The sequence below is a fragment of the Mycobacterium uberis genome (assembly GCF_003408705.1).
Taxonomy (GTDB): domain Bacteria; phylum Actinomycetota; class Actinomycetes; order Mycobacteriales; family Mycobacteriaceae; genus Mycobacterium; species Mycobacterium uberis.
Genome location: NZ_QAYL01000008.1, coordinates 79,870 through 97,530, shown reverse-complemented (window position 1 = coordinate 97,530; position 17,661 = coordinate 79,870). Strand labels below are relative to the sequence as shown.

Below are 17,661 nucleotides of genomic sequence, written 5' to 3'. Positions count from 1 at the left end.
CACCTTGTCGACCCACCCCGACGATGCCTGACTGCAACTGTTCCACCAGTGCGTGTCCGTTGACGTACTCACCACAATCATCGACGGCGAGCTGATGTTGAGCACCCACCCGGATGCCACGGCCGTGCGGGCAGCCGTGACCAACGCACCCGACGACACCCAGTGGGTGGGCCTTTCAACACTGTGCGGCGCAGACGACCCGAACGTGACCGGCCACGTGGGGCGGCTGTGCAGGGAACTGTTGGCCCGGAGCGCGCGGCGCGACACGACACGTGGTTACCTGTGTGTTGATGAGGACACGACCGCTACCGCCATCGGCGCCTTGTCCAAGCCTTTGGGGTGCCGGGCTCCACCATCGCAGTCACTACTTCACCGCACAGTCATACAGTCATAATGTCTAGCCATGCCCGACAGCACCCTGCGCCTGGCCACCTGGAACATAAATTCGATTAGCGCCCGTCTAGATTATGTCGTCGACTGGTTGGTGCACGCCGACGTCGACGCGCTGGCCATGCAGGAGACCAAGTGCTCCGATAGCCAGTTCCCCACCCTGCTGCTGTACGAACTCGGCTGTCAGACCGCCCACGTCAGCTTTCAACCAGTGGAACGGCGTCGCGATAGCCTCCCGCACCGACCTCGAGGACGTACAGAACGGTTGCTACGGCCAGCCCTACTGGAGTAGCAAGCCAACCGTGGCCGCTACCCTAGAAGCCCGCGCTGTGGGCGCCACGTGCTGCAGCGTACGGGTGTAGAGTCTATATGTGCCTAACGGCCGCGCAATAGACGACCCTCATTACACCTAACAAGCTAGATTGGCTTGCTGCGCGTAACAGGGACGAAGACTGGCTACGCGACGACCTTACTGCACAAATCGCATTGGTCGGTTACTGGAATATCACCCTAACCGACAAAGACGTGTGGAGCACCAAATTCTTTACCGGTTGCACCCACATCTCCGAGCCGGAATGTAAAGCGTTCAATGCCATCGTCGATACGCGATTCACCGACATGGCACGGCCCTTCACCCCGGGACTCGGCGTCTACACCGACTGAAACTACACCCAGCTACGGTTCCCCAAGAAGCAGAGTATACGCATCGACTTTATCCTCACCTCGCCAGCGGTTAGCCAGCCGGGTGACTGACGCGCAGATCGTCCGCGATGAGCGCAAAAGCAAGGCTCACAGTGACCACGCGCTAGTTCTCGGCAATCTAAAGCATTGACTAGCAAACGTACACCGCGGTTCGCCGGGCGCAACGTTGACCGTGCGCAAAGTAACTGTCAGAAATTGGCACCCAACTGCTCGTTGTATGCGCGTTTGCAACATGGCAGGCTTTCGATTGTCCGATGTTGGAGAATAATTTTCGTTGTTGCTGTTAATTTTGCGCTCAGCGAGCATACAACCGTCGCCACGGGGTTTGCAACGAGAGCGACTAAGACCAGGGAGTGATCATGAGCGTCGTCGGCGGGGCAGTCCGCGGCGTGGGTAGAGGTCTCGGTAAAACGGTAAGTCAGGTGGCCACGGCAACCAAAGCCGCCGCGGGCGCAGTGGGTGGCGCTGCGGTGAATGGTGTTGTCGGCGGCGTGGTGGGAGCCGCGGACGGTGTTAGACGCGGAATCAAGACAGGCAGTCACTCGACGCCAGCAGCCGCGTTGGCGTTGGGAGCGCTTGGTGCTGCTGGCCTGGTCGAGTGGCCGGTGCTGTTGGCGGTCGGCGGCAGCGCGTTGTTGCTGCACAAAATAAACCAAAAACCGGACGCTGCTGCGCCGGCGGAGAAAGCGAAATTCGAGCCGGTGCCCCACAAGACCCCGCCACGCAAAGCCACCAGCAAACCGGCTGCCAAGAAAACGACTAGCCGTCGCACGATCACTACCGAACTGCGGAGCACCAATTGATCGGCGCCTCCATCTAGCTCTGAGCAACAATTGAGCATCGGCGCATCGATACGACGACGTTGGCGGTGCGCACTGTAGCGATCGGCTTCTCGATCACTAAAGCCGGTGTTGAGTCTAGCGTCAAAGTCACCTCAAATTCCGCTACGCAAAAAAGCCAGGGGCGCTTTTCGCTAGGTATTTGGCCGGCGTTGTTGACGCGGTGAGAGCCACGCCGGGATCTAAGTGGGTGGCCTGGACAACACTGGCGACGATGAACCGAACCGTGTCGTACTCGACGCAGCGCGGACCCAGTCTAGTGTCACGTCGGCTAGCTTGAGCTACCCGCTTCCACGTATCGTCGTCAGTATCGGCGATCCCACCCGCCGGCACATCCAGTGTCTTTGCCTCGGAGCCCGCTCGAATGCGCGGCCGATAGGTTCGCGGTCATCCAAACCTTCGCCGGGTTGATTAGCGCCGCTATCGGCAACGTGGAGCTGGCCAGCACCGCGTCGTTGGCGGCCACGCCTAAGGCTTGCCGAAAGTGGCGTGAGGCACTCGCCGCCACGCTGGAGTAGGGCTTGGCCGACCAACACTCGGTACTGCTCTTGCGGCCGGAGAGTCCAGATCGGCTGAGCCAGGTCGATGCGATCGTCACCGATCCGCAGGTGTTGTGCACCGACTCGCTACGCGTGGCACAGGTCCGTAGTGTCGACGACGAACTATCCGTAACGTGGAACCGTGCCCAGATAAGGCTGGCTAACGACAGCTGTCCGCGCTGACACCGCGTGTAGAGGACATCAGATCAGTCAGTCAACCAAATTCGGAAGTGGAGGGTGCTGTTCCTCCCACCCTCCATCCGTTGGTCACTACAGTAATTGCCTAAGCGTGGTGTACGGACGTGGATCTGGTTTCTGTCGACGTCAGGAGCTCCGCTCAGCGTTCGACGACATCTAGCCCCCTTAATGACGAAGCAGATAGCTCCATAGCTCCATCAATGAAGCCCTCGCCAGCGCAGCAATCACCCTGCAGAAGGTGGATCTCACGGTGGCGGTGTTGTCCATGGCGGGCACCCAAGAAATGACGTCAGCCAACGTAGTGTCCAGCATGATGTCAACGCCCGGATCAGGCTCAACGCCCTTGGGTGCCGATGGCATACTAACTGATCTCACAGGCGCCTGGCGGATGCTGCACGCACTTCCTGCGGTTCGTTCCGCAAGCCAGCGATAAATCGAAATTTTCATCATTGCAACATCTTTAGGTGAAATCTTGATGTTTCCGGATATCCTCGTCCGATGCCAAGAACCGTCACCGCCGGCGCGGTAGCCAGTGTGTTATCGCGCTATATGCTGACCGCAGGGTCGTTGGCGCAGCCGCCCCACGGCCAGCGCGCGTATACGAGTCGCACGCGATGTCGGTAGAAACAGGTCCGCAAGATTTTACCTCCGAACACCGAACCAGAAGAGCTAGAACAGTGTCCGCTTGGTACCCGCACACTTGGTGAACGCTTAAGCGTAGCGCGCAGCGGAACAAGCCACCCAGGCATACGGCCTGACAACTTCTACGAGCTGTCCGTACCGAGGTGTCGGATCCGTTGCCCCCATACCGAACCTTGGCTCAGCGGCCAACGTGATGCTTGGTTAACCGGTCGATGCAGTGATGGCCCGTTCGGTGCTAACCGGAAACTCCATACTCGCGACCAATCAGTGGCTGCGTTCCGAAAACCGGATCAACTGCTTGCTGGCTGTCCAGACTCCGCCAGCGAGAAAAGCGTTGACTATTCCCGACAGTCAGCCGGCGTATACCGATGTCATCGAAGTCCAGGCTCACAAGACGGCATCCGCCGATACTCGGGTGATCCAGAAGATCGACGAATCCTCACTTAACAACGAGTCGCAGTAAGTGACCAAACAAGCTTAAGCCACTCCGGTCGCCGACCTAGCTGAGCGTAGCTTTATGTTGTTCGCCTGGAACACCTTCGTAGCGTTAACCGCGGTCGGAGTGGTGACCGCTATCGGGGCCGACACTCATAGAGCGCCGCGCCGCCGAACTCGTATCGAACGAGCTGTCCGATGTCGGCCTGCAACACCAACTCAGCCAGCTCACCAACCAGGCCTGGCCGGTAAGTTACGACCGGCGGCACACTGGTCACCAGACTAGGATTGTTGCGTAGCCAGGACTTACACCAAGCTGTTACCAGCAACATCGCTGTCACAGTGGCCGCTATCCTGGAAAGGAGACCGGTGGTAGCGGCGTTGACGCAGCAAGCATCGACGTGTCGGCTGACCAAATCCGGAGCCTTAGTCCGTGTCCTGCACTCAATGGAGACGCTCGGCCGTATCAACGCCGTCTGTTTCGACAAGACCGGAACGCTCAGCGAAAATCAGCTGCGAGTGATGCAGGTGCACCCCGCACCGAGGATCGTGCACGAGGAGGTACTGTGCGGCCCACGCCGCGCCGCCAGCGAACGGCATCCCGCAGGTCCACATCACCAATGTAGCCATCGTCGAAGCCGCTGCGGTCGTTAACACAGAACCTGCCGCACACCTTCCGTCCAGTTCCGGCAGGTCGTTTTCCGCCTCGGTGTCCTGCACAGAACTCACCATTAAGGATACGCCGGAAGTGGCGGTGGCCCGCTTCACGGACGCGGTGTCGAACTCGCACCACAGCATAGAGCACACAGTCGCCAAGTTGGCCGCCGGCGTCTTGCAGGTGAATCGCAGTGGCGCAGCGTCGCCTGAGCCCGCAGCAAGCCCAGGTGGTCCTGGACTACGCCCGACGACATCACCGATTTCTGCAACAACAGACTTTCCTTAGTGGAGCTACTCGGGCTTCCGATACCCCACGCGCGGTAGTGACCGAGTTGCTGCCGAACTTGGGTAACCACGAGTTAGATGTGCGGCTACTCACCGGCGATCATCCGATTGCCACGGCGACCACGGCTTCAAAACTCGGCATGGCAGTGAACGCCGACCAAATCACCAGCAATGCTGAGTAGTACGTTTCGTCGCGCAATTACCAAAGAGTTAAGCTGTGAGTGAGTGCATAATTGCAGCTCAGCTAACACCGGAGCGCAAAGTGTAGATCATGCAGAGGCTGGAACGCAGAGGGCGGATGTGCACGATAGTCAGCAACGGCTCCAACGGCGCTGCTGCTATCCAAGCATTAACCGTCGGTATCGGTGTCGTCGCGCACGACCGCGACCAAACCCGGGGTCACGGCCGGCATGCTGTTGGTCGACGGCGGGATCGAGTCGCTTCTGTCGTCAATCCAGGGGAATGTCAATTCTGGCAGCGGGTACAAGCCACGGTGTAGGTGCTGTTGAGAGACAACGCCGGCGAGGTGGCCATCACCATTATCGGCAGCCCTAATTATCGGGATTTCGCCGCTGAACACCCGGCAGTTGCTACTGGTTAAAACACTGACCGACATGCTGGCCGCTACCGCCTCGCAGTCAGCAAACCCAGCGACCTGGCTACGTTCCGACGCCCGCAGACCGGATCGACGCGCCTTGCTGACGTGCTGTCGCCATACGCGGAGCGACCACTGCGATACGGACCATAAACAACTTTACCAGGTTGCAGCGCCGAGCATCTACGGTGACGTTAATCACGTTGACGACTGCCCAGTTGAATCAAACACTGCCGGACTCACATACCTGGCTAACTGTGCTGACCGACCTGAGATCGCTTGCGACAACAGTGGCGTTGATCAGTATTCGGCCAATCAACCAGCCACTCAACTACACCCCGCTGGGTGGACGCATGCTCTGGGAACCACTGCTGCCGCTACGGTTGTCACGACTGTTCTAAACAGTGTGCTTATGGATCCGGACAAATCCCCAAAGAGCCGCGTCTGATCGATCATACACAATCTGGATCATCTCAACTCACCACAACAGTGTATACGGTTGCAGCAAAGGCACTTTCAGCACACAAGCTACCGACAAAACTAACGGGTCGTCCCAGCCGTTCGTCGATGACGTATGTGAAACGTTAACTGTAAGATCACGCAAGGCGGCAAACCCTTCGTTACGAAAAGACAAATGATGGCGGAAAACAAGTCTCGCCGGGTGGTGTCCCAACGTGAAGCAGTAGAAAAAATCCGTGAAAACCAAGCCTGGGTCATGAATTTCCTGTTGCTGGGCCAAACCGATATACCGCAGCCCGAGCAGTTGGCCTACTACGGCAGTCTAGCCGCACTTGCCGCATTCGAACTCATCGACTGGCCGGTCGCATTGGTCATTGCTGCCGGACACCTGTTGGCGAGCAACCACCACAACCGGGCTCTCAAAGAACTTGACGAGACAACGAAGGAACTCTAATCAGCCTGTACTTCGCTTGCCTGCCCGAAACAATCGGCGACGAAACTCGAGGCACTGTTTCTGACTTCCATATAAATACTATGCATGTAAGTACTGTTGTACAATCTAGAGTCTGGTGTCATCGTGGGGGCACCAGTTTCATTTGACCGCGATAGCAAGGATTTGAGATACGGGCTATGAGCCAAGAATTTTACGACACCGTGATCCGCGGCGAGTAGGGGCAGTTTTAACGTTTAAAACCCACATCGAGCGAGAACAAGCTGATCGGTACCGTTTCTATCAAATTCGAGACATGACAATACCGGTCGATAAGTCGAAGAACCCCGAAGCGTCTCGAACGGGTACTGCTGACGTTGGGCACGATACACATCCACACAGCTGAATACGCCACCAACGACAACCCACAGCTTCTCTTCGTCGATCCGGTGGATCACACGATGAAGCTATGTGTATAAACACCACGGCCCCAACGACACAAGATGACGCGGAACACATCGCTTTGCGTCTAGGGTAGCCATCTGGTGTCATGCCCAAAGCAGTAGCCGTTCGCCTCCATGAGACTGGCTACATCGCCCTGCGTTGGCAGGCCGAGCGGTTGCGGTTACGACCCGGCATCTTGGCCTTCATGTTGGTGCATGCTGGACTCAGCGAAAGCGCACCCAGCCCGGAACGTTCCAAAACCCACGCTGCATTCGATCAGCTGGTGCAACACTCCCGCCAGCTAGCGTCAGTTGGGAGCGTCCCTCCACGAACGGGAGGTATCCCCACCCGCTTGCAGAGGAACACGGTAAAGCTGGTGAACGAATTCCGGGTTGACCTCGGCACCACACGGTTAATGTCGTCCTCCACGCCAACATGCTGGTAGCCCTGCTGGTACCAACCAGCAGCACAAGCACACCTCAAGAGCTGGTTAGACGCCTACGAGGAACTATATGCTCCTGGCACGTCGCCCTACGAGGTCACCAATGTACTAGCTCGAATAGTCTTTGAGGGTGCACTCAATGTCAACCAGGTAACCGAAATCTGGCAGCGCCTTGCTGCTGTCGACCTACAGCTGTACCCGTTCGACATAGCCAACGAAGGATTCGGGATCGCCGTTCGACTCCGACACCGACACACCACCAACTTATCCTAATATAAGCCTCGCTCAACGACTTAAAACAACACTATGTAGCCTCGGTGGCGCCCTCACTCGTAACGGCGTCGATATTGAACTTCCGGTCAAACTCGTGGCCTGACTCAACATACAGATGACCCGCCACATCGACCACGTGGACGCCGAGTCATCTTCCAGATCAACGGAACCTACGACTGGTCCCAGGGGAACCATGCTTCACCATGATGATCACGAGACAGCATCGCTGCGAATGTGCTGGCTTCGGTTCGATATGGTCACTCAAACGCCATCAAGCGGGAAGCGCAGTGGAGCAGTTGAACTCGATCAAGTAATGCAGGCGCGTCGATCAATCCGACTCTTCCACCCTTACAAGGCAGTGCCATGTTTCCGGTCTTCGGCGTGGGGGACCCGCAGGGGTTTCGCTGCGCCGGTTCGCTCGGGCTGGCCTAATGTTGGGACTATCCCACTTGGCAGCTGTTATAATGATGGCTAGCCCGGGTCTATCTATCCCTGCCAGGCATACCGACCGTCGGTGTATTGCGCTAGCGTGAGCGGATACAACAAAGCCACGCGGGAGTGCACGCCAAGTGCGCTGAGAGGGCGGCTTGGGGCCGTCGACCGTACGAACCTGACCGGGTAACGCCGGCGTAGGGAGACGACAAATGACCGAGACCTTGTCGAAAACCACTGCACCATCCGTGACCACCGGCCCGATCGTGGGCAGCAGCAAGGCTTACCGCGAAGTAGCGAACCCGGGTGGCGGGCCTAGCCTACGAGTGCCATTCCGCCGGGTGCATTTGTCCACCGGAGCCCATTTCGACCTTTACGACACTTCCGGGCCCTACACAGATCCCGACGCAGTGGTCGACTTGACGGCCGGGTTGCCGGCACGGCCCGGCGTGATCCGTGACCGCGGCACACAGCTACAGCGTGCCCGTGCTGGCGAGATCACTGCGGAGATGGCGTTCATCGCCGATCGCGAGGACATGCCCGCCGAGTTGGTGCGCAACGAGGTCGCCTGTGGCCGCGCGGTGATCCCGGCCAACCACAACCACCCCGAGATCGAGCCGATGATCATCGGTAAGGCGTTTGCGGTCAAGGTCAACGCGAACATTGGCAACTCGGCGGTGACGAGCTCGATCGCCGAGGAGGTCGAGAAGATGGTGTGGGCCACCCGCTGGGGTGCCGACACCATCATGGACCTATCTACCGGCCAGAACATCCACGAAACGCGCGAGTGGATCCTGCGCAATTCGCCGGTGCCGGTCGGCACCGTGCCAATCTATCAGGCGCTAGAAAAGGTCGACGGTGATCCGACCAAGCTGACGTGGGCAATCTACCGCGACACAGTGATCGAGCAGTGCGAACAAGGTGTGGATTACATGACCGTACACGCCGGCGTGCTGCTGCGATATGTACCGCTGACCGCCAGGCGAGTCACCGGCATCGTATCCCGCGGCGGATCAATCATGGCAGCCTGGTGCCTGGCCCATCATCGGGAGTCTTTCCTATACACTAACTTTACGGAACTCTGCGAGATCTTCGCACACTACGACGTCACCTTCTCGCTCGGTGACGGACTGCGTCCCGGCTCTATCGCCGACGCCAACGACGCTGCACAGTTCGCCGAACTGCACACCCTGGGAGAACTAACCAAGATCGCAAAAGCCCATGGTGCACAGGTAATGATAGAGGGTCCTGGGCATATACCGATGCACAAAATCGTCGAGAATGTACGGCTAGAAGAAGAGCTGTGTGAGGAGGCTCCATTTTACACACTGGGTCCGTTAGCTACCGACATCGCACCAGCCTACGACCACATAACGTCGGCGATCGGCGCGGCCATTATCGCGCAAGCCAGTACCGCGATGCTGTGCTATGTGACCCCGAAAGAGCATCTGGGGCTGCCAGGCCGTAAGGACGTCAAAGACGGAGTGATCGCCTACAAGATCGCCGCGCACGCAGCGGACCTAGCCAAGGGACATCCCCGTGCACAAGAACGTGACGATGCACTGTCCACGGCACGTTTCGAGTTCCGTTGGAATGACCAATTCGCACTGTCGCTGGATCCTGATACTGCCCGAGAATTCCACGATGAGACACTGCCGGCCGAGCCAGCGAAGACCGCGCACTTCTGTTCGATGTGTGGGCCGAAGTTCTGCTCGATGCGAATCACCGCTGATGTGAGGGCATACGCGGCCGAGAACGGACTCGACACCGAGGAAGCCGTCGAAGCAGCACTCGAGATTGGGATGGCGGAGAAATCAGCCGAGTTCGCCGAACATGGCAACCGGGTGTATCTGCCGATCACACAGTGAACTACCTGCCACTGGCACCCCCGGGCACGACACCACTACGGGTGCTGTCCATCGCCGGATCGGACTCCGGGGGCGGTGCGGGCATCCAAGCCGATATGCGCACCATGGCGCTGCTGGGTGTGCACGCATGCACTGCGGTTACCGCGGTTACCGTACAGAACACACTGGGAGTAAAGGACTTTCATGAAGTCCCCGGCGATGTCGTGGCCAGCCAGATTGAGGCCGTGGTCACCGACATCGGTATTCAGTCTGCCAAAACCGGGATGTTAGCGTCGTCAAGCATCATCACCACGGTGGCCGCGACCTGGCGCCGACTCGAATTGCCAGCGCCGCTGATCGTCGACCCTGTATGCGCATCTATGCACGGAGATGCGCTGCTAGCGGACGAAGCCGTGAATTCGCTGCGCGATCAACTTTTTCCGCTGGCCACTGTAGTGACGCCTAACCTCGACGAAGTGCGTCTGCTGGTGGGTATCGACGTGGTGGACGCCGAATCGCAACGTATGGCCGCGAAGGCCTTGCATGCCCTGGGCCCACAGTGGGCGCTGGTCAAGGGGGGACACCTGCGGTCGTCGGACCGTAGTTACGATCTGCTCTACGGTGGCTCTTCCGAAGGCGCAGCCTTCCACGAGTTTGACGCACCGCGAGTGCATACCGGAAACGACCACGGCAGTGGTGACACGCTGGCGGCCGCGGTAGCCTGCGCGCTGGCACACGGATACACCGTGCCGGACGCGATCGGCTTCGGGAAGCGCTGGGTTACCGGATGCCTTTATGGTGCCTATCCGCTGGGCTGTGGCCACGGCCCGGTCTCCCCCCTGTTTCGGCTGACATGATCCTCGAGCAAATCGTCGCCACCGCGCACGAACCAACCAGCGCCCCTGATGGCATCGTAGTTCTCACCTACGGTGTCAGTGGAAGAATAGAATCACCACTGCTACAATATTTTTCGGAGAGTAGGCGCAAAGAGGTTAGCGGGCGGTGGAGGGCAATCTGCTTCTTTGTCGACGCCAACCCAAGAGCCCGCCATCCGGGTTAGGGGAAGGCGATCGCGCCGGGATCATCAAAGCGATTACGTACTGCCACGACCCTGTCGAAGGTCCATTGATCGCCGGCGGGTATTCTTATGGCGGTCGGCAAAACCTCAATGGTGACTACCCAGACGCGAGACCACGATAGACCTGCTTACGCTGTTCTACTATCCCGTTCACCCACCGGGCAAGACACACCGCACCCGCACCGAAAACTTGCCGGAGATCGCGGTACCCAAAGGTTTTCACCCATGGCACTTCGTATCCCTTCGGCACACTGACCGAGGTACACGATGTGGTGACGATGCTAGCAACGCTGACCGAGGTTGTCGAGAGTACCTGTGCGCACCACAACTTGGACTCGAAGACCCTCGACGTACCCGCTCTCGCAGTCGAGGCGATGCTGCGATTGCTGGAGCTGCCAAACACGCGACCCATATATAATATTGCAATGTTTTGGTAAATAAGTGAATACGCTAGTATTACTGCGATATCAATCGGCTACTACCGATATCACTACGAAGGCATTGCACGGCCGAAGCCTTCCTCGAAAAAGTTGAAAAATTGTCATTTTGCAATCTGTTACGAGCTACACGAGCTTTTCGGATCTCTATTTCGGTACAGCAATGGTGCCGACTATTATGCCTGCTGCGGACCGTTGAACCACGGGGAGCGACAGGAACCGATCGACGGAGGAATTGATGCGGTGTATGCAACATGCTTCCGTGGTGATGTCAACTATTTGTTTCGAACCTGGCACCCGTGGTACATGGCCTGTCGATATCGCCGTTGACCCAGGCATCACCTAGACTGGTTGAGAGGTGACCGACACTCTCGCTGGCGACCCAGACGATGGTCGGAAGAAGTGAAGTTTATCGCCCGATTCGAGTAGGAAGGCCATAGTGGCAAAATGCATGAAGGCAGCCGCTTCGAGCAGCACACCAGCCGATGGCTTTACCTCAATAGCTCACCAAAGAACCATCATCCACCTAGAGCTACACCCTACCCCGGATGCCGGGTATAGCACGTGTCCACATTGAGATCCACCCCGGCGCGAAAAGCCGCAATTCGCCTGAAACAGGCCGGCCACAGTATTGCCGGCAGCCTTGCTGGTGCACAGGTGTTTAGTAAGCGGCCCGGAAACAGCTCTGCCTGAGATCACCAGCACTCAGTAACAGCTCCTTAACAGTCGAGGGTATCGCTAGGCTCAACTTGCGGTGCACATAAACCCAGTCAAGCATGCAGTTTGCAGGGCCATCCACAGGCCTCGCACCGACAGGCCGCGTCCTGCTGCACCGCCAGTGTGTATTGTAACATCAACGATACACAGTGCGGTGTCATAGTCTTGCGGCAGTGTCTATAATCATTTACGTTGGAGACCCTTCTGGTCATAACCAACACGGACCGATCGACTGCAATGTTGTTGCTAACTGGGCAGTGGGATACCTGGGGAGTGGGCCTCGTGCCAGAACAAACGTCGGGCTGGCAGGACAACGTGAGCTGCTGCTTGGAAGAAAAGGTTTGCCCTATAACAGCCATGAGCTTCGACGGTGTCGCGAACGACTTGATAGTCAGGGTAAAATCAAACAGCGGTACGGCTATCCTAAATTCATTCCTGTAAATTGATTTTGTGCTACAAAGCACCGGACTTCATACCCTCAATCAGAACACCTACGGCCATGAACGGGTAATCATCAGTTTCGGAGGCTAACGGTATGTCAGAGGGCTGCTTCCCGGCCAAGTGCAAGTAACTGACCAGCGTACGCTCAATGACGACAGAAACCACAGGTACACCTCTGGATGCTACACCGGGCCCCGGTAAACCCAATTATTCACCGTTGACGATGAATGAAGCCAGCATCTGATAACCCCAGCACGTTGAAGGCCAGGTGTAGTGCGATGTCTTTGAGTTGATCGCGGCTCAACTCAAAGACGTAATCGCGGGAAACATTGACCCCCTTCTCTTCAGCCCACCAGAACGCAAACCGCACCACATTGGCCATCGTCGCCAACAGACACAGCTGCAGTGCCGTTTTCAGCACCGCAGCTATCCCAGACCCGCTGTCGTTTATGCCAGGACCCGCCGACCCACGGTCGAAACACCCACCATCATCACGTCGCGGGTCAAACAGTCCTTACTTTACACTAAATCATATTTCGCGATGTAATCTTCACAGTGGCAATGTCTTAGAGTGAGCTAGACTGCCGCGGTGGCGCGCCTCAAATTGGCCGCTCCGGCGTTTCCAGGCTCGCTGACGATGAACCAGTGCGGTAGCCCGCTTAACCATCGCGGCGTTTTGCTGACCAATAGCGGTGCAGCCGCTATCGTCGACGACGGTGATCGCGTCCCATGGCACGACAGACCGGACAGTCGGTGACGGAACACCCGGCCGTTTTGGCGAGCCAAACCGGCCAACTGGCCGATTATACCTCCGGACGAGGTACACACCAACAACGCAGCCTGGGTCGACTACATTAGGTAAGGCCGCTGAACACCACCTCCTGCCTGCCACGCGACGAGGTTTATAACCGGTCGAACGGCCACTTAGACACCTCGAAGCCCTTGCTTATAGAGAGCTACCAAGACATGATCCACCCTGGCTTCGTAGCCAGCTGCTCAATTTCCTTAGCGTTGATGATCTCTTGCAACGCGTGCAGGTGGGCGAATACCTGGTCCGCGGTGACGTCTCCTGCTGACCTACGGTCCAGGTCCGGCACCGCAGCCGCCGGTTCCGACCGCATCCACAATGCATCCCACCAGCCGTCCAGTCAGCAGCAACGTCGCGCACAGCCGAACCATCATGGCTTGCTGAGCACGTGTCGCGTGCGGTCAGCCATGATCGGAACCCCGTTGTAACCGATCAGGTCCTGCACATACAACCCCACCACGTAGGCGACGCCGCTGCCGTTGATATCCAATGCAGTACGGTCGATGTGATCGATGGTGTCCGTTTTCTGGTGATAGTTCGGGTCGAACGGCTCGTTAGCGGTCCCTCCCCACAGCTTGGCCTGCTCGTCGGACTTCTTGACCTCCGCTCCGGAGAACAACCCGCCCGCCGGGATGCCCGCCGAGGTGAATCCGTCGTAGTCAGAGCGCCCGTCAAACGAAGTGTCCTGTACGGCCTTGCCAACCGACTTTAGATAGGAGACCAGCGTACGCTTGATACCGGCCGAACCTTCAGGAACCACCGGCCGACCGCGGACATCCAGCGGCAGCGATTGGTCCCCATCATAGACAAAATAACCTGGGTTGGGCGACGCAAGCATATCGAAATTCAGGTACAACGCAATGCCTTTAAGCGCGTTGACATCCAGCGAAGCTACGTAATTCCGCGATCCGATCAGCCCAAGCTCCTCCGCACCCCAGAAGCCGAATCGTACCGCGTTGTGCACTTGCGGCGAGCTACCAAGCTGCACCGCGGTTTCTAGAACCGCAGCCACCCCGGAGCCGTCGTCGTTGATGCCTGGCCCCTCGGGCACGCTGTCCAGATGCGCACCGACCATTACCACATCGGTGGTAGACCCCGTCTTGGTCTGCGCAATGACGTTACGGGCCTTAATATTCTGGGTACTGGCATTGAGTTTGACAGTGATTGGTTCGGGAGTCGACCGGAGTTGAGCTCGCAGCTGCAAACCCACGGACTTGGTGACGCTTACCACCGGAATCTTTACATCGGTGTTGGCTCCCAGGGTTCCACCCATCTGCTCCTCGTCGACGTTGTCAATGACGATCATGGCCACCGCACCACGCTGTGCTATGACATCTTCCTTCTGGGCAAATGGACAGTTGCCCCGGTCCACTAGCACTACGGCTCCCTGCGCCGGCACCCTGTCGTAGTTGGACGCCGTACAGCCAGTACTGTTGTCGGCCGACGCGGCCACCAGCGGTCCCGTCACCCCGTCCGGCGGAGTGCCAAGACTGTACTCCAAAGCATGGGCCGGCACATTTTTACCGGCTACCGTCACAGACCCAGTGTCAGCATGAAACACTCGAGCCGCAAACTCCGGAGTCTCCACATTGAAACCACTGTGACGCAAAGTATTTACGACGTAGTCGACGCTGGCTTCATAGCCAGGGGTGGCCACCGCCCGGGTACCGTTGTTAGCATTGGCAATGGCTTGCAACTTCGACAGGTGCACCATCATCGCGTCGATGCTGACCCGGTTACGCAACATAGTAGCAAACTCTGCCGCCGCAGTGGCACTTATCGCCTGGTGCGACTTAGCCGGCCAGCAGCTAGCTGAACATGCAGTTAGTGCGGCTACCGCCAGCACTACTGAGATTGTCTTTGATTTATTCCCCATCGCGACCAGGCTAGACGGCCGCCCATTTGCCGGACTAATGGGCCACGGCGAATGACTGCACCCCGCGCCCCAGAGTGTCTACGATGAGCGCTGGGTGAGAACTAAACATGTCAGACCATATCGACATTGAGATGCACGGCCCGCCGACACCTCTCACAACAAATATGGTATGGGTTGCTGTGCATAAGCTAAGACAACATTCGTAAACCACCCCACCCGGGACCGTCGATATCCAACAGTGCCTTTATGGAACGCACCGGCAAAGGACCTTTCAGCATGTTCGGACCACTTAAACCTATACAGTGGCGCACCCAATATCGGCATCACCGCCTCTTGCCTGCTCACCACGACGGCAACCCCAGCGTAGAACATCGCTGTCAACACTGCCGCGTTCGCGCTTGTAGTCAGGGCACACACCGCCATCAACATCCCATAGATGACGAACACGACCACGCCAATAAGGCCAGAGCCAAAGTTTCTTAGTGCTGTCAACGGTTACCTGTGCCTCAGCGCAACTGCCAGACGCCCATAAATCTTTGACCTGGCGAGACTTCACAGTCGCAACGATCACCAAGGTAAGGCAGCAGAACAACATCACCAGAATAGACCACATCAGGTAGTTGTTCGGTGCTTGCCCGGCTGACTGCTGCGGCGGGGTAACCAGGCGATGATGGCTGTGCAGTCATCCGATTCTCCACTCAAGAATAAGGTAACTGGCGTCAAGCAACTATTTACCCCTACTCGAGCGACGTCGCAACGGCAGGACCAACAGAAAAACTCTCTGTGTACACGGTCACGGCATCATTCACTGCGCAACAGCCATGCACGGGGTTGCAGTCTCATAACAGCAGAAATGCCTTTGTTGCTTTCGGATTTCTAACACCGCAGCTCCCAGAACCCGCCAAGTGGCGTGCTGGCTAAACTCCAGTGTAGACAAAACGCTGGCACCGACCGGTCAGTCAAGACCAGGTACCTGCTTTTCAGCTACGCCGCTGACATCAACAACGTGTTGGATGTTATCAATGCGGCGGACCGCAACATTCCGAATATCTATGCCTGTTGGCAGAAAACGGCTAACTTCCGTGATTGGGCTATGCCTGGGTTATACACTGGTCTAGCATGAGCTCTGCCACCGCACACCCCGACAGCGTTAAGGTCCAACGGTACTGACCGACCCAGATCTACCTCCGCTTCCGAAAACTGCAGAGCCAGCGCGCCCGCAGGCGGCAACAGTGTCAAGTAGCCCGACGAATGAAGACCCGGACATGTGGGGTGGGATAACGCATCACCCGAACAACCCTGCACAATGAGACGAACACCTCATTCAGTTCTCGACTACACGGGTCGTGGTCCAGCAGCTCACAGATACGGCCACCGACCATCTGGAGACTGCATGCTACCCACGGCAGCGTGGCAGCCGTCCGCAACGGGACGTATCTAACATCGTTGCCCCCGAATAATTATGGTGACCAAGGTCTCCAAGCCGTTCAATACAATGGTTTGGAGCTGAGTGCTACACTGATAATCGGCCAATACGTGGCCGGTGGTGGCGTCAGAAAAGGAGAAGTCGATCAACTGTAGGTTGCAGTCGCTCGGCAACCAAAGACAGGTAATTGCGAGCTGATCAACCTGACCCTATGGAACGCCAGCGGCATGAGAACGGATACTGGGGCCGGCCGCCATCGAACTGCTCAATGCAACGTACCTGCTCATTATCGAACTGGGCTAGAAGCCTGGGCCCAAAAGCGTTTTGGGATCCGACCGGCACGGCGCGCCAGATAGCCAGCGGTAACGGCGGAGGCCATCGCGGTGGCCATTGCCGGCGGGTCGACGGCCCGGGTCACCGCAGAAGCCAATAACACAGCTTCGCAGCCCAATTCAATCGCTAAGGCAGCATCGCTCGCAGTACCGATGCCAGCATCGAGCACTACTGGGACACCAGCCTGCGCGACGATCATCTCGATATTGTGTGGATTGTTGATGCCAAGGCCAGTGCCAATCGGCGAGCCTAGCGGCATCACCGCCGCGCATCCGGCGCTCTCTAACCGTTGGGCCAACGCCGGGTCGTCATTGGTATATGGCAGAACCACGAACCCGTCTTCGACCAGTTGTTCTGCTGCCCTTACTAATTCAACACCATCCGGTAACAGAGTGCGTTCATCGGCGACTACCTCGAGTTTGATCCAGTTAGTGTTCAACGCCTCGCGAGCCAGCTGCGCGGTCAGCACCGCCTCTGCAGCGCTGCGACACCCAGCTGTATTGGGCAACGGCATGATGCCAAGCTGGTTGAGCAGGTCGAGCAGTCCCGTTCCCCCCTCGGCATCGACCCGGCGGATAGCGACGGTTGTCAGCTCGGTGCCTGAAGCGATCAACGCCTCCTTCAATACTGCCAAGTTGACAGCTCCCCCGGTACCCATGATAAGCCGCGAAGCGAAGCTGCGGTCCCCTATAGTGAGTTTTGGTTCAACCACCTTGCACCGCCGTAACCACCTCGAGTCGAACCGGCTCAGACCGCCCAGAAAAAGCGGAAAGCTCAGAAACTTTTGTTGACCAGGAAGATCGAGGCAACACTGAACAGTCTACAGCCACGGCAATACCACCAGTCGGGAAACCCAGTGACTTCAACAGCGTAGCGACGGTGGTCTGCTCATCAACCTCGACCTGTCGCTCGTTGACTACGACAATCATAAGATGA

At 57.7% G+C, this 17,661-nt stretch carries 24 protein-coding genes and 3 pseudogenes; 13 read left to right on the top strand and 14 right to left on the bottom strand.

The annotated features are described in order from the left end of the window. Nucleotides 1-31: 31 nt before the first annotated feature. The 3 genes and pseudogenes from MUBE_RS07040 to MUBE_RS07030 all read left to right on the top strand — a co-directional run bounded on the left by MUBE_RS07040 (nucleotide 32) and on the right by MUBE_RS07030 (nucleotide 1,895). Nucleotides 32-394, top strand: a complete 363-nt coding sequence (locus tag MUBE_RS07040; protein WP_424399056.1) for a GNAT family N-acetyltransferase, cg3035/Rv0428c family — start codon at nucleotides 32-34, stop codon at nucleotides 392-394. Nucleotides 395-418: 24 nt separating this feature from the next. Then, nucleotides 419-1,222 (top strand): annotated as a pseudogene (locus tag MUBE_RS07035) (exodeoxyribonuclease III). Nucleotides 1,223-1,451: 229 nt separating this feature from the next. After that, complete coding sequence (locus MUBE_RS07030; protein WP_116540017.1) at nucleotides 1,452-1,895, top strand: hypothetical protein; 444 nt, start codon at nucleotides 1,452-1,454, stop codon at nucleotides 1,893-1,895. 141 nt (nucleotides 1,896-2,036) lie between these two features. On the opposite strand, the gene MUBE_RS07025 is transcribed toward MUBE_RS07030, so the two are convergent. Beyond that, nucleotides 2,037-2,264, bottom strand: coding sequence for a hypothetical protein (locus MUBE_RS07025; RefSeq protein ID WP_116539990.1), 228 nt, complete (start codon nucleotides 2,262-2,264; stop codon nucleotides 2,037-2,039). An 11-nt stretch (nucleotides 2,265-2,275) separates the two neighbouring features. On the opposite strand from MUBE_RS07025, the gene MUBE_RS07020 reads away from it, so the two are divergent. Together MUBE_RS07020 and MUBE_RS07015 are read left to right on the top strand one after the other, a co-directional pair. Further along, the gene (locus MUBE_RS07020) at nucleotides 2,276-2,449 is read left to right on the top strand and encodes a hypothetical protein (RefSeq protein WP_165849749.1); all 174 of its coding nucleotides are present in this window, start codon (nucleotides 2,276-2,278) and stop codon (nucleotides 2,447-2,449) included. A 3-nt stretch (nucleotides 2,450-2,452) separates the two neighbouring features. After that, nucleotides 2,453-2,653, top strand: a complete 201-nt coding sequence (locus tag MUBE_RS07015) for a hypothetical protein (protein WP_116539988.1) — start codon at nucleotides 2,453-2,455, stop codon at nucleotides 2,651-2,653. A 180-nt stretch (nucleotides 2,654-2,833) separates the two neighbouring features. Here the strand turns inward: MUBE_RS07015 and MUBE_RS07010 are convergent, their stop codons facing one another. Then, nucleotides 2,834-3,028 carry a hypothetical protein gene (locus MUBE_RS07010; protein ID WP_116539987.1) on the bottom strand — a complete coding sequence of 65 codons (195 nt, stop codon included), beginning with the start codon at nucleotides 3,026-3,028 and terminating at the stop codon, nucleotides 2,834-2,836. Between the two features lie 499 nt (nucleotides 3,029-3,527). Between MUBE_RS07010 and MUBE_RS07005 the strand changes: the two genes are divergently transcribed. Continuing rightward, a complete protein-coding gene (locus MUBE_RS07005; RefSeq protein ID WP_133297071.1) occupies nucleotides 3,528-3,773 on the top strand; it encodes a hypothetical protein in 246 nt (81 codons plus the stop codon). A 109-nt stretch (nucleotides 3,774-3,882) separates the two neighbouring features. Here the strand turns inward: MUBE_RS07005 and MUBE_RS07000 are convergent, their stop codons facing one another. After that, a complete protein-coding gene (locus tag MUBE_RS07000; protein WP_133297070.1) occupies nucleotides 3,883-4,161 on the bottom strand; it encodes a hypothetical protein in 279 nt (92 codons plus the stop codon). 28 nt (nucleotides 4,162-4,189) lie between these two features. Beyond that, the gene (locus MUBE_RS06995; protein WP_116539984.1) at nucleotides 4,190-4,543 is read right to left on the bottom strand and encodes a hypothetical protein; all 354 of its coding nucleotides are present in this window, start codon (nucleotides 4,541-4,543) and stop codon (nucleotides 4,190-4,192) included. A 50-nt stretch (nucleotides 4,544-4,593) separates the two neighbouring features. Here MUBE_RS06995 and MUBE_RS06990 point away from each other — a divergent pair, with 50 nt between their 5' ends. After that, complete coding sequence (locus MUBE_RS06990; RefSeq protein ID WP_116539983.1) at nucleotides 4,594-4,869, top strand: hypothetical protein; 276 nt, start codon at nucleotides 4,594-4,596, stop codon at nucleotides 4,867-4,869. Between the two features lie 167 nt (nucleotides 4,870-5,036). On the opposite strand, the gene MUBE_RS06985 is transcribed toward MUBE_RS06990, so the two are convergent. Continuing rightward, nucleotides 5,037-5,267 (bottom strand): hypothetical protein, encoded by a 231-nt coding sequence (locus tag MUBE_RS06985; protein ID WP_133297069.1) that lies wholly within the window; start codon nucleotides 5,265-5,267, stop codon nucleotides 5,037-5,039. Between the two features lie 203 nt (nucleotides 5,268-5,470). Here MUBE_RS06985 and MUBE_RS06980 point away from each other — a divergent pair, with 203 nt between their 5' ends. From MUBE_RS06980 to MUBE_RS17655, 6 genes and pseudogenes are all read left to right on the top strand, one after another. Further along, the gene (locus MUBE_RS06980; protein WP_116539981.1) at nucleotides 5,471-5,683 is read left to right on the top strand and encodes a hypothetical protein; all 213 of its coding nucleotides are present in this window, start codon (nucleotides 5,471-5,473) and stop codon (nucleotides 5,681-5,683) included. 233 nt (nucleotides 5,684-5,916) lie between these two features. Continuing rightward, nucleotides 5,917-6,195: a hypothetical protein gene (locus MUBE_RS06975; RefSeq protein WP_243632916.1), complete on the top strand. Its 279-nt coding sequence runs from the start codon at nucleotides 5,917-5,919 to the stop codon at nucleotides 6,193-6,195. 526 nt (nucleotides 6,196-6,721) lie between these two features. Further along, nucleotides 6,722-7,060, top strand: a complete 339-nt coding sequence (locus MUBE_RS06970) for a hypothetical protein (protein WP_116539980.1) — start codon at nucleotides 6,722-6,724, stop codon at nucleotides 7,058-7,060. Nucleotides 7,061-7,974: 914 nt separating this feature from the next. Next, nucleotides 7,975-9,630, top strand: a complete 1,656-nt coding sequence (gene thiC, locus MUBE_RS06965; RefSeq protein WP_116539979.1) for a phosphomethylpyrimidine synthase ThiC — start codon at nucleotides 7,975-7,977, stop codon at nucleotides 9,628-9,630. After that, the gene (gene thiD, locus MUBE_RS06960; protein ID WP_116539978.1) at nucleotides 9,627-10,466 is read left to right on the top strand and encodes a bifunctional hydroxymethylpyrimidine kinase/phosphomethylpyrimidine kinase; all 840 of its coding nucleotides are present in this window, start codon (nucleotides 9,627-9,629) and stop codon (nucleotides 10,464-10,466) included. Before thiC ends, thiD begins: the two co-directional genes overlap by 4 nt. Then, nucleotides 10,463-11,124 (top strand): annotated as a pseudogene (locus MUBE_RS17655) (alpha/beta family hydrolase). Before thiD ends, MUBE_RS17655 begins: the two are co-directional and overlap by 4 nt. 1,170 nt (nucleotides 11,125-12,294) lie before the next feature. Here MUBE_RS17655 and MUBE_RS15695 read toward each other — a convergent pair. The 9 genes and pseudogenes from MUBE_RS15695 to thiS form a co-directional block, all read right to left on the bottom strand. Continuing rightward, nucleotides 12,295-12,447: a hypothetical protein gene (locus MUBE_RS15695; protein ID WP_165849748.1), complete on the bottom strand. Its 153-nt coding sequence runs from the start codon at nucleotides 12,445-12,447 to the stop codon at nucleotides 12,295-12,297. Between the two features lie 46 nt (nucleotides 12,448-12,493). Further along, complete coding sequence (locus MUBE_RS06945) at nucleotides 12,494-12,793, bottom strand: M28 family peptidase (RefSeq protein ID WP_116539976.1); 300 nt, start codon at nucleotides 12,791-12,793, stop codon at nucleotides 12,494-12,496. Between the two features lie 65 nt (nucleotides 12,794-12,858). Continuing rightward, entirely contained in the window at nucleotides 12,859-13,113 is a 255-nt protein-coding gene (locus MUBE_RS15140; RefSeq protein ID WP_133297068.1) for a hypothetical protein, read from the bottom strand. A gap of 125 nt (nucleotides 13,114-13,238) precedes the next feature. Beyond that, nucleotides 13,239-13,403 (bottom strand): hypothetical protein, encoded by a 165-nt coding sequence (locus MUBE_RS15690; RefSeq protein WP_165849747.1) that lies wholly within the window; start codon nucleotides 13,401-13,403, stop codon nucleotides 13,239-13,241. Between the two features lie 57 nt (nucleotides 13,404-13,460). Beyond that, entirely contained in the window at nucleotides 13,461-14,966 is a 1,506-nt protein-coding gene (locus MUBE_RS06940) for a M28 family metallopeptidase (RefSeq protein ID WP_116539975.1), read from the bottom strand. 153 nt (nucleotides 14,967-15,119) lie between these two features. Next, nucleotides 15,120-15,458 (bottom strand): hypothetical protein, encoded by a 339-nt coding sequence (locus MUBE_RS20115; RefSeq protein ID WP_243632920.1) that lies wholly within the window; start codon nucleotides 15,456-15,458, stop codon nucleotides 15,120-15,122. Between the two features lie 31 nt (nucleotides 15,459-15,489). Next, a pseudogene (locus MUBE_RS20110) lies at nucleotides 15,490-15,561 on the bottom strand (hypothetical protein); the annotation flags it as partial. 1,117 nt (nucleotides 15,562-16,678) lie between these two features. Further along, on the bottom strand, nucleotides 16,679-17,437 hold the full coding sequence (thiG, locus tag MUBE_RS06925) for a thiazole synthase (RefSeq protein ID WP_116539973.1): 759 nt from the start codon (nucleotides 17,435-17,437) through the stop codon (nucleotides 16,679-16,681). Beyond that, nucleotides 17,430-17,654 carry a sulfur carrier protein ThiS gene (thiS, locus tag MUBE_RS06920; RefSeq protein ID WP_116539972.1) on the bottom strand — a complete coding sequence of 75 codons (225 nt, stop codon included), beginning with the start codon at nucleotides 17,652-17,654 and terminating at the stop codon, nucleotides 17,430-17,432. Before thiS ends, thiG begins: the two co-directional genes overlap by 8 nt. Between the last annotated feature and the right edge of the window lie 7 nt (nucleotides 17,655-17,661).

Bases quoted from the DNA above. Each gene is read 5' to 3' on its own strand.
- MUBE_RS07030 (WP_116540017.1), top strand. From the start codon at position 1,452: ATGAGCGTCGTCGGCGGGGCAGTCCGCGGCGTGGGTAGAGGTCTCGGT.
- MUBE_RS07010 (WP_116539987.1), bottom strand. From the start codon at position 3,028: ATGCCATCGGCACCCAAGGGCGTTGAGCCTGATCCGGGCGTTGACATC.
- MUBE_RS06995 (WP_116539984.1), bottom strand. From the start codon at position 4,543: ATGCTGTGGTGCGAGTTCGACACCGCGTCCGTGAAGCGGGCCACCGCC.
- MUBE_RS06975 (WP_243632916.1), top strand. From the start codon at position 5,917: ATGATGGCGGAAAACAAGTCTCGCCGGGTGGTGTCCCAACGTGAAGCA.
- MUBE_RS06970 (WP_116539980.1), top strand. From the start codon at position 6,722: ATGCCCAAAGCAGTAGCCGTTCGCCTCCATGAGACTGGCTACATCGCC.
- thiC (WP_116539979.1), top strand. From the start codon at position 7,975: ATGACCGAGACCTTGTCGAAAACCACTGCACCATCCGTGACCACCGGC.
- MUBE_RS15690 (WP_165849747.1), bottom strand. From the start codon at position 13,403: ATGCGGTCGGAACCGGCGGCTGCGGTGCCGGACCTGGACCGTAGGTCA.
- MUBE_RS06940 (WP_116539975.1), bottom strand. From the start codon at position 14,966: ATGGGGAATAAATCAAAGACAATCTCAGTAGTGCTGGCGGTAGCCGCA.
- thiS (WP_116539972.1), bottom strand. From the start codon at position 17,654: ATGATTGTCGTAGTCAACGAGCGACAGGTCGAGGTTGATGAGCAGACC.